This window comes from Gemmatimonas sp. UBA7669, assembly GCF_002483225.1.
In the GTDB taxonomy this organism is placed as follows: Bacteria; Gemmatimonadota; Gemmatimonadetes; order Gemmatimonadales; family Gemmatimonadaceae; genus Gemmatimonas.
Genome location: NZ_DLHL01000061.1, coordinates 64,636 through 74,992 on the forward strand (window position 1 = coordinate 64,636; position 10,357 = coordinate 74,992).

The window sequence follows — 10,357 nt, forward strand, 5'->3', positions numbered from 1 at the left end:
GACCCCTTCGGTGTCGATGGAGACGCGGGGGGCGGCGGCCCTGTCGTGTGGACAAGTCCCACAAGAGGGGCGTCGTAACAGCTCTGTGATGGTGGCAGGATGGAACCTTGGGAACCCTGATGCTTGACCGCATCGTGGTGTGTCCCTAGGTTTTCGCCTTGCTATTGTCGCGAGGAGTGTGTCCGGCACCCTACCCTTGGGTGACGGGCGCGTCTTCGTGAGAGTAGGTGCAGGACTCGTATGTCAGCGGAGCTTGGACCGTTTGGCGTCGAGGGTGGGGCTGCCGGAGTCTTCGGGCGTCGGCAGATGTAGTTCGGGCATCACGTCGTGTCACACGATGCGGATTTCTTTTCGGCCGCTCCCCGAGAGGCAATTCGATCCTCTGTGTCATGAGCCGTGATGGAAGGCGCGCCACACGGGCGAGCTTTCAACGAACGCAACACAGTTATCGATGGGGAACCCGACCCTGTGGATAGCGACGACCTCCACTACCTCGTAAGAGGGGGATGAATGCAACTCTTCTCTCGGAAGAAGACGTTCGCACTGCTCAGCCTCGGCGCCCTGGCGGCGCTCGGTGCTTGCGGTGACGACGTCACGGTGTCGGAGCCGACTCCGCCACCGGTCACGGTGACCATCACGCCGCCTTCGGCGAACATGAACGTCGGGGAGTCGCTGAACTTTGCGGTTCAGATCTCCGGCGGCCCGACGACCAACGCGCCCACGCTGGCGAGCTGCACCTCGAGCAACACCGCCGTGGCCACGGCCGCGGTGTCGGGCTCGGCGTGCCGCGTGACGGCGGTGGCGGCTGGTAACGCCACGGTGACGGCGGCGGCTTCGACCGGTCAGGTCGCGGCGGCTTCGATCACGGTGAACGCGCCGGCTGCGGCCATCACGGGCCTGCAGATCTCGCCGACCTCGTCCAACATCGCTGTTGGCCAGTCGGTGACGATCGTTCCCACGGTGAACCGCGCTGCGAGCTCGGTCACGGTGGCCTACACCTACACGTCCTCGTCGAACGCGATCGCCACGGTGAACGCGAACGGTGTGGTGACGGCCGTGGCGCCTGGCGTCGCGACCATCACGGTGACGGCGACGGGCACGGGCACGGGTTACTCGTCGGCCACCCTCACGGGTGCTTCGACGGTGACGGTGGCTGCGCTCCCGCAGGGCATCACCTCGCTGAACGTGCAGCCGACGCAGCTTGCGATCGCGCTGGGCAGCACGGCGCAGCTTTCGGCTTCGGCGCAGCAGCCCTCGGGCGCGGCCGCGGCCACGATCACCTACGGCACGACGGTTCCGGCCGTGGCCACGGTGTCGAACACGGGTCTCGTGACGGCCGTGGCGCCGGGCACGGCGGTCATCACGGTCACGGCCACCTCGGCCGCGAACGCGAACTTCGCCGCGTCGACGCTCACGCAGCTGGTGCCGGTGACGGTTTCGCCCTCGGCGAACGTGACCATCCAGACGATCACGCAGGGTCCGATCTCCACGTCGTACGTGAACAACACGGACGGCCTGGGTGGCCTGCAGGCCGGTATCCTGTCGTCGAACAACACGCAGGTGAACCAGCCGATCGACATCACGAACGTTCGTGACCAGATCCAGGTGGTGGTGAACCTGCAGCCGAACGGCCAGCGCGTCGACTCGGTGGTGGCTTTCGTGGCCAACGCCGACGGCTCGAACCGCCGCGCGGCGGCCCGTCAGCTCTACTCGAACGGCACCGCCAACGCCGGCGACATCACGCTGTTCGTGAACACGGCTGACTTCACGGTGGACTTCACGGCCGGCACCGCCGACGTGTTCTACCCGAACGGCCAGAAGCTGATCTCGGTCTCGGTGTTCACCACCGAAGGCACGACGGCTCGCGAGCTGCAGAACGCGGTCAACAACCGCCAGACCGTCAACTTCAACAACATCGACGGTTACGCCGCCCGCTACACCAACCCGACCCGCACTGCCAACAACCCGGCCAACGGGCTGAACTGGTGGGGTGGTCCGGGCGCTGAAGGTCAGGGTTCCGCGACGATCGTGCCCGTGTTCTACACGGCCGGCCGTCAGATCACGAACCTCACCCTCGGCATGCGTCAGGGTCTGACGTTCACGACCGCCATCTGCGATCAGGCCGGTCAGGCCATCCCCGGCCGTACGGGTCAGGGCGTCAGCACCGAGTCGTACACGGCGGCCCCGTTCCGCGCCACGTACGACGCGAGCATCGGCCGCATGGTCGCCTCGTCGGCCTCGTCGGCGTCGAACTACACGACCGCCGGCAACGGCAACATCGAGTGCCTCGGCTACGAGCACCCGGCTGCTGACCAGCAGAACATCATGGGCGTCATTGCCGCGACGGACAACCAGAACAACGGTGCGCCGCTCGTGACCTTCGCCAATGGTTACCGCTTCTCGACCGCCGTGGCTCGCCCGGTGGCCAACCGCCTCGACTACAACGCCCCGACCACGACCACGCCGGACATCCGTCGTGCCTCGCCGTCGGTGACGGGCTGGGTCAACGCGTCGTTCAACTTCCAGAGCAACACGGATGCCTCGACGGACGGCGGCGTTGGTACGCCCGGCGCCCGTACGTGGTACTACAAGGGTGCGGGCTCGGCGACCTCGCCGGCTTGCGGCGACACCAACTGGGTCGCGATGCCGAACGCCACGGGCGCCGACATCCCCGAGTGCGCGACGAACCTGATCGGTGGTTGGGACGGCGTGAACGGCACGACGCGTTCGGGCAGCCCCTACCGCGCGCTGTACACGGAAGCTGACCGCCTCCAGAACACCCGCACGTCGGCTGGCTCGGACGTGTTCGGTGTCGACAAGACGGTGCCGCTCATCCGCTTCTCCACGGCTTCGCGTGCCGATACGGCCATCGTGACGACGCTCTCGGGCGCCACCACGTTCCAGGCTGAGTTCATCGACGAGCGCGCCGGCTTCATTGACGGCACGGAACTCGTTGGCGCGGCCTTCCCGGCCCCGACCAAGTCCTCGACGGGTACGATCGGCACGCTGGCCTCTACGGTCCGCGCGCAGGCCCATGTCGCGTCGCGCGCTGGTGGCTTCAACACCAACGTGACCACGACCAAGGCCATCTGCATCAACCCGAACGCGCTGACCACGGCGCTGCTCGCCACCAACGGCAGCACGCTGAACGCCGGTGCGACGTTCCTTACGGCTCCGAACTGCGCCACGGTCACGCCGACCTCGGCGGTGAACATCGGCCAGACGAGCGACGGCTACCGCATCGGTCATGCGGCCCAGCTCGAGAGCTCGGAAGGCCTGTACCACTACCTCACGTTCGCTCGCGACCGTGCCGGTAACGTCACGGAGACGATCCGTCGCCGTGTGGCCGTCCAGGCCAGCAGCCCGACGATCGCCGACGTGCTGATGCCCGCCACCGTGTCGGCCTCGGCCGCGCCGGTGATTGGCTACAACGCGCAGGACAACGTCGAAATCCGCGCCACGACGCTCGCCAACACCTACGGTGGCCTGCCGAGCAGCAACGTCCTGCGTTACCCGCAGACGCTGGTGGACCCGCGCTTCAACGACAATGTGAACTCGCCGGTGGCGGGTGCGCAGGCCTCGGTGACGGTGCCGGCTCCGTTCATCTTCGGTGTCGCCACCACGTTTGGTGGTGCCAACACGCTCGTGCAGACGTCGCAGCTGCAGATCTGGAACGTGGCCAACAACCAGGCCACCTCCGCTGCCAGCGGCTTCATCACGCAGGGCATCCCGACGCTGAACACGTTCAACGCCGGTACGGGTGGCGGTTACAACAGCTGGAGCGTGCTGCCGTCGCGTGACGCCGGCTTCAACGCCCCGGAAGGCCTGAAGGCGCAGCTCGTGTCCAACACGAACGTGACCAACCAGGCGTTCGTCCGCGTCGACTTCTTCCGCCTCTCGGCGGCGACGGCTGACTTCGGTCAGACGCACTGGCAGTACCTCGGTTCGGCCAACACGGCCGCGACCGCGGACGTGGGTACGCTCGGCACCGACCGCGCGTTCACCTTCACGCTGCCTGACGCGCAGTACGCCAAGCGTCCGAACTCGCTCGAGACCACGCAGAGCCCGGCTGGTACGGGTGACGTGATCCTCGCGATCGGTGTCCGTGCGAACGGCGCCGGCCTTGCGACGACGGGCACGATCGGTGGCCAGGCCATCCAGATCAACATCGCCGGCCTGCCGGCTGGTGCGCAGGCGAACGTGCAGATCACCAACGGCTCGGGCTACGTGCAGAACGTGACCGGCTCTGGCATCTACACGGTCCCGGCGGCTGGTACGTACTTCGTGACCGGTCAGACCACGACGTTCAACAACCAGCAGTACTCGGTGAGCACGATCGCGCCGAGCGGCACGGTGAACGTTACGGCCAACTCGGTCGCTGGCCCGATCACGGTGACCTACGTCCCGGCGACGACGGCCCTGCAGGTGCAGGTGTCCGGCATCGTGGGTGGCGGGTCGCACGGCTTCGTCATCAGCGGTCCGAACGGCTTCACGCAGAACATCACCCAGGGCAACGGTACCTCGACCTACACGGTCCCGGGCATCGGCGCCTACACGGTGACGCCGAACAACGCGGGCGGTGCCTCGAACATCGGCGCCTACAACCACACGATTCCGGCCGCGGTTGCTGGCCTGAACGTGCAGCTGCCGCCGACGGCGGCCCCGGTTGCCGCGTTCGCCTTCGTGAACAACACGAACCACATCCAGTGGAACGTGTCCGGTCTCCCGACCGGCGCTACGCCGCTGACGTCTGCCTGCTTCGCGGGTAGCATCGGCAACGGCAACCAGCTGTTCCAGACGATCGGCAACGCGGCTGCGTGCACGCTGGCTGGTGCCTCGTTCTTCAACGGCGCCAACAACACGTTCTACACGACGACGTTCGCGAACCCGTACGCGGCCAGCACGGCTGCCTCGGCTCCGACGTACAACGTGACCTACACGGCGCAGTCCGCGCAGATCACCGTCAACCCGATCACGATCGGTGGCGGCGGTAACAACCTGCCGAACGGTATTCCGTTCACGGTTCGCCTGACCTCCTCGGTCTTCGCGAGCCAGGGTGGCTTCGCGGACTTCTCGGGCACCACGGGCACGCCGCTCGTGATCCCGGTGGCCCCGGGTGTGTACAACGTCTCGATCAGCCGCACGTTGGTTGTCGGCAATCAGACGTGGAACATTGCGACGGTTCCGGCTGATGTGGCGGCCACCGGCGGCACGACTGCGCCGACGATCGTCACCAGCGGCCCGAACGCCGTGGTCCAGAACATCACGATCTCGGGCGCTCCGACGGCCGTGGCCGATATCCAGGCCACGATCACGCCCAGCTTCACGGGCCCGATCGCCACGCCGTAAGGCAAGGCGACCGGCTCGGGTAACCGAGACTGGTTGAACAGGTCGGGGAGGCATCCTTCGGGATGCCTCCCCGATCTGCTTCGTGCCAAAAGCTTGTGCAAACCTTGAATGCCGAACGGGTGCCGCTTACGATGCCCCCATGCGCAACCGTCTCCTGATCCTCGTCGCCTCGGCCTCGATCTCCCTTGGCCTGGGTGCCTGCGGCGCAGCGGATCGTTCGCCTGCCGCCGCCAAGCGACTGGCCGACAGTCTGGCCACGCTCAATGCCCGCATTCCGCGGCTCACACTCATGACCGTGCCCTCGGACAGCATCCGACAGGCCGCCACCTGTGTGCGTGATTCCATTCCACTCGGGGTGCTGGTCGAATGCAGCCTGCCGGGCGGGTCGGCCTTCACCCTGCACAACGACACCATCGTTGGCATTCAGGATGGCCCCCGTTACGTGTCGCTCGATGACCGACCGGTGGAGGCCCAGTGGAACAGCACCATCGGCCTTCCCTATGTGGAGTCCATGGGCGCGGCCACCTATTTCTCCGTGGCCACCGACTCCAACAGCGTGGAGGCCATTTGGGATGGCATGGACCTGTCCCGCACCTTCGTCACGCTGACCCGCACGCCCGATGGAGGGGTGATTCGCCGGGTCGTGGGCAACTGCGATCCGCGCGCCAGTCACCGCCCCGTGAAGGGCTGTGATCGCTAGGGTCTTCTCGTCCAGAAGCCGCTAAGAATTCCCAGCACCTGGGAACGCTGTCCGCAAGGCGGGTAGCAGGTGCTATGTTTCAAGGCTGCGCCCCCAAGGCGCAGCTTTCACATACACTTCACCGCATTCACGATAGAGACGCCATGCAGCCTGCATTCGTCCGTTTCGCCGCTCTCGCGGCCATTGCTTCGCTCCTCACGGCCTGTGGACCCTCCGATGTGGTGGGCAAGGACAAGCTCGACCCCATCGAGGGCGGCATGCCCATCGCGCGCGTTGCCGAAATCATCGGCAAGGGTCCGCTCACGCCGCTGCAGCCGTCGGATTCGCTGCGCCTCTTCAATGGCTTTCGCACCCAGATCTTTCTCGCGGCCGGCAGTCAGTACCGCGTGATCTGGTATCGCGAAGAAGCGGGAAGCATTGAGGACCCCATCACGCGCGAACGCGAGACGCCCATTCTGGTCCACGCCGACACCGTGGTGGGCAAGGGATGGAGCTTCTACGACGACAAGGCGCAGGAGCTGGGCATCCCCAATCCGTACCGCGATCGCGAGCGGCTCGACTCCATCTCGCAGGCGCAGACGCCCAAGTCCTGACGCTTGATTGGCCGGGCGTTACGGCGAGGCCTGTTCCTCACAAACGCACCAAAAAAAGCGCCCCGGATACGATCACCGTATCCGGGGCGCTCTGCTTTACCTGCTGTCCAGACTTACGGCGCGAGCACTGCGCTCGTGGAGGCGCTGGTGATGCCCGCCGAGCTCGCCGAGAGCGTCTGCGTGGAACCGGCTCCAGTGCCAGTGAACCAGCTCACCGTGATCTGACCGTTGGCGTCCGTCGTGGCCGGGTTATTGGTGGCAATACTGCCCGCCACCGGAGTGGTGCCACCCGACGCACTCGCCAGCAGCGTCACGCTGACACCCGACTGCAGCACGTTGTTGTTGAAGGCGTCCTGCAGACGGAACACCACCGTATACAGCGTGTTGGCGCCCGCACCCGTGGCCGGCGCCGACGTCGACACCAACACCAGCTTCGTGGCGGCCGCCGCCACCATGTTGGCGGTGAAGGTGATGCCCGTGACGTTCGGGATGCTCGCCACCACCGAGACAATGCCTGTGGTGGTCGGAAGCGTCCACGAACCCAGCGTGGCCACACCATTGGCGTTGGTGACCTGCGTGGCGCCTGTGATGCTGCCCGAGTTGAGGTTGCCCAGCTCAAACGTCACGGTCACACCGGCCACCGGGTTGCCCTGCGCGTCCGTCACACGCACCGAGGGCAGCGAGGGAGCGGCCTGGCTGATGGCCACCACCACATTGCCAAGGTTCTGCGTGCTCTGCGCGGTGATGACCGAGGCCGCACCGGCCGTGGCCGTGGCGCTGAAGGTCACGTCGGGCAGATTGTTGACGCGGGCGATGAGCGTCTGCGTGCCGGCCGTAGAGCCAAGCGTCCAGCCGCCCACGGTAGCAATACCGTTGGAGCCGGTGACGGCCGAGGCGCCCGTGATGGCGCCGCCACCCGACCCGATGAGGAAGGTGACCGCCACACCCGGCACCGGGTTGCCGCGGTTGTCACGCACGATGACCGAGGGCGGCAGGGCGACGGCCTGACCCACCGTGGCCGTCTGGTTGTTGCCCGAGGCGATGCTCACCGTGGCCGGCGCACCGGCCGTGGCCGTGGCCGTAAACGTCACCGGGTTGCCGGTGATGTTCTGGCCCTGCACGGTCGCACGCAGCGTGTTGGTGCCGATGTCATCACCCAGGGTCCAGCCACCCACCGTGGCAATGCCCTGCGCGTTGGTGACCTGGCGACGCGACACGGCCGAACCGCCGCCGCTCACCACTTCAAACAGCACTTCGGCGCCGGCCACCGGGTTGCCGAAGGAGTCGGCCACACGAACGGCCGGCTCAATGGGCACCGGACGACCGACGGGCACCGACTGGCCGTTGCCGGCCGACACGGATACCGAGGACGCCGCGCCCGCACGGGCCGTGGCCGTGTACGTCACCACCGGCAGCGTGCCCACCTGCGCCTGCAGCGTGTAGGTCTGCGCCGTGGTGCCAAGCTGCCAGCCATCGGGCGCCGCGTTGCCGTTGGCGTCCGTGGTCTTGGTGCCGCCGACCACGCTCGAGCCCGTCGAGGCCGTGAACGTGACCTGGGTGCCCGCCACCGGGTTGCCACCGGCATCGAGCACACGCACGCTCGGCACCGGCGAGACCAGCGTGCCGACCGTCGCGTTGATGCTGGTGTTGCCCGTGGCCACGACACTGGCCGCCGCACCAGCGGTGGCCGTGGCGGTGAACGTGACCGGGTTGGCGGTCACGCCGCTGGCCAGAACCAGCGCCGACAGGCGGTTCGCGCCCGCCGAGGGGCCAAGGCGCCACGAACCTGCGGTGGCAATACCCTGCGGGTTGGTGGTCGCACCGGCCGCGCTCACTTCACCGCCCCCAGCCACCACCGAGAAGAACACCGTGACGCCGTTGACCGGGTTGTTGAAGCGGTCGCGCACGATGACCGACGGAGCCGTGGCCACCGTCGCGCCGGCAGCCGCGGTCTGATTGTCGCCGCCGTTGACCGCCACGATCGCCGGCGCACCCGCCGTGGCCGTCGCGGTGAACGTGGCTGCCGTGGACACGCCAGGGACCGAGGCGGTCACCCGCTGCGTGCCGGCGCCGCTGCCAAGCCGCCAGCGCGTGCTGGCATTGCCGTTGTTGTCCGTCGTATCGACAGCCGGCGTGACCGTGCCGGCGCCTTCGGCCACCGTGAACGTGACGACAACGCCACCGACGGGCGAACCGCCGTTGTCGGTGACGCGGACCTCGAGGGGATCAGGGAGCAGCTCGCCAACGGTGCCAACCACGGTGCCGCTGCTGATGACGGCGACGGTGGCAGGTTGGCGCGGGCCGTCGTCGCCGTTACAGGCAGCGAGCAGGGCCGAGAGCGAGAGGGCCAGAACTGGCCATGAACGAGTCGCGCGTCTCATGAGAGGGGGCAATGGGGTGGAGAAGGGCGTCCACCGACGTACACTCGTAGCGCCGGCCACCAGCACTGTGTGTTACCCGCTGAGTGGTGGGACTTGTGACACTAACTGTCAGTTTGCCGGGAGAAAAGAGTTTCGCGGCGATTGACCTGTGTGATGGGTCACGCTTGGGTGTGTTTTTGCGGGAACTCCGGTTGGGCTTGGATCCGAGGGGTCTGAGGATCGGAGGAACTGAAGGTGTGAGGATAGGAGGATCCGAGGATTGGAGAGGCGGGCCCGGGGGGCATGACTGGTCGAATGCCCCCCGGGCCCGCCCCTCTGATCCTTGTATCCAGCAGGGACCTGATCGATCGATAGATCTGAGTGGGTGGGTAGCTCGTTTGATCCTCGGTGTACCACACCGTATTGGAGCTCGAGCCCCACCCTGGTGATCCGCAAGCCCGTACAGCTGCTCGGGGCCGCGCTGCGAGCCCGCATACAAGGTGGGGTCTGCCGATCCGATCGTTCCTGCGCCCTCTCACCGGACCGGGTCATGTTTATCGGCATTGATGTCGCGAAAGACACGTTGGTCGTGGCGGCGCGCCCGACCGGCACGTTGGAAACGGTGGCCAATAGTGCGGCCGGCCTGCAGCCGCTCCTCACGACGTGGCGCGCACACCCGCCCACGTTGATCGTGGTGGAAGCGACGGGCGGCTATGAAGTGCTCGTAGTGCTCACCCTATCGTTGGCCGGCCTCCCGGTGTCCGTGGTCAATCCGCGGCAGGTGCGCGACTTCGCCAAGGGCACGGGCCAGTTGGCCAAGACCGATGCCATCGACGCGCACGTGTTGGCGCACTTTGGCGAGCTGATGCAGCCGCCGGTGCGCCCGCTCGCGGATGCGGAGACGCGCGCCCTTGAGGCCCTCGTGGCGCGGCGCGAGCAACTGCGCCTCATGCTCGAGGCCGAGCGGCAGCGCCTCACGCAACCGGCCGCCCACGCGCCGGCCGTGCGCACGAGCCTGGAACACACCATTGCGTTTCTCCAGCAGCAACTCGCGCATACCGATGACGAGATCGGCACTGCGGTCGCCGCGCATCCCGTGTGGGCCGCACGGAGCGCGCTGCTCCAGAGTGTGCCGGGCGTCGGCCCGATGATCGCGCAGGCTCTGCTCGGGTGGCTGCCCGAACTGGGGCACCTGACGCGCCAGCAGATCGGCAAGCTCGTCGGCGTCGCGCCCTTCAATCGCGACTCGGGCCGTTACCGCGGCACGCGCCGCATTGCCGGCGGCCGCGCGGCGGTCCGCGCCAAGCTCTACATGGGCGCGCTGGTCGCGGTGGGGCGTGTTCAGAGTTTTGTGT

The 10,357-nt window shown here is 67.2% G+C and carries 5 protein-coding genes; 4 read left to right on the forward strand and 1 reads right to left on the reverse strand.

The window, feature by feature from the left end:
• The first annotated feature begins 510 nt into the window (after nt 1–510).
• The 3 genes from B2747_RS18665 (at nt 511) to B2747_RS18675 (ending at nt 6,642) form a co-directional block, all read left to right on the forward strand.
• The gene (locus B2747_RS18665) at nt 511–5,349 is read left to right on the forward strand and encodes an Ig-like domain-containing protein (RefSeq protein WP_291164592.1); all 4,839 of its coding nucleotides are present in this window, start codon (nt 511–513) and stop codon (nt 5,347–5,349) included.
• Nucleotides 5,350–5,488: 139 nt separating this feature from the next.
• On the forward strand, nt 5,489–6,049 hold the full coding sequence (locus B2747_RS18670) for a hypothetical protein (protein ID WP_291164595.1): 561 nt from the start codon (nt 5,489–5,491) through the stop codon (nt 6,047–6,049).
• Between the two features lie 143 nt (nt 6,050–6,192).
• Entirely contained in the window at nt 6,193–6,642 is a 450-nt protein-coding gene (locus B2747_RS18675) for a hypothetical protein (RefSeq protein ID WP_291164598.1), read from the forward strand.
• A 113-nt stretch (nt 6,643–6,755) separates the two neighbouring features.
• Here the strand turns inward: B2747_RS18675 and B2747_RS18680 are convergent, their stop codons facing one another.
• Nucleotides 6,756–9,023, reverse strand: coding sequence for a beta strand repeat-containing protein (locus B2747_RS18680; protein WP_291164601.1), 2,268 nt, complete (start codon nt 9,021–9,023; stop codon nt 6,756–6,758).
• Between the two features lie 529 nt (nt 9,024–9,552).
• Here B2747_RS18680 and B2747_RS18685 point away from each other — a divergent pair.
• On the forward strand, nt 9,553–10,357 hold an 805-nt coding region (locus tag B2747_RS18685), incomplete at its 3' end, for an IS110 family transposase (protein ID WP_291164604.1).

Excerpts from the sequence above, each read along its gene's own strand:
- B2747_RS18665 (WP_291164592.1), top strand. The coding sequence starts at position 511 with ATGCAACTCTTCTCTCGGAAGAAGACGTTCGCACTGCTCAGCCTCGGC.
- B2747_RS18670 (WP_291164595.1), top strand. The coding sequence starts at position 5,489 with ATGCGCAACCGTCTCCTGATCCTCGTCGCCTCGGCCTCGATCTCCCTT.
- B2747_RS18675 (WP_291164598.1), top strand. The coding sequence starts at position 6,193 with ATGCAGCCTGCATTCGTCCGTTTCGCCGCTCTCGCGGCCATTGCTTCG.
- B2747_RS18680 (WP_291164601.1), bottom strand. The coding sequence starts at position 9,023 with ATGAGACGCGCGACTCGTTCATGGCCAGTTCTGGCCCTCTCGCTCTCG.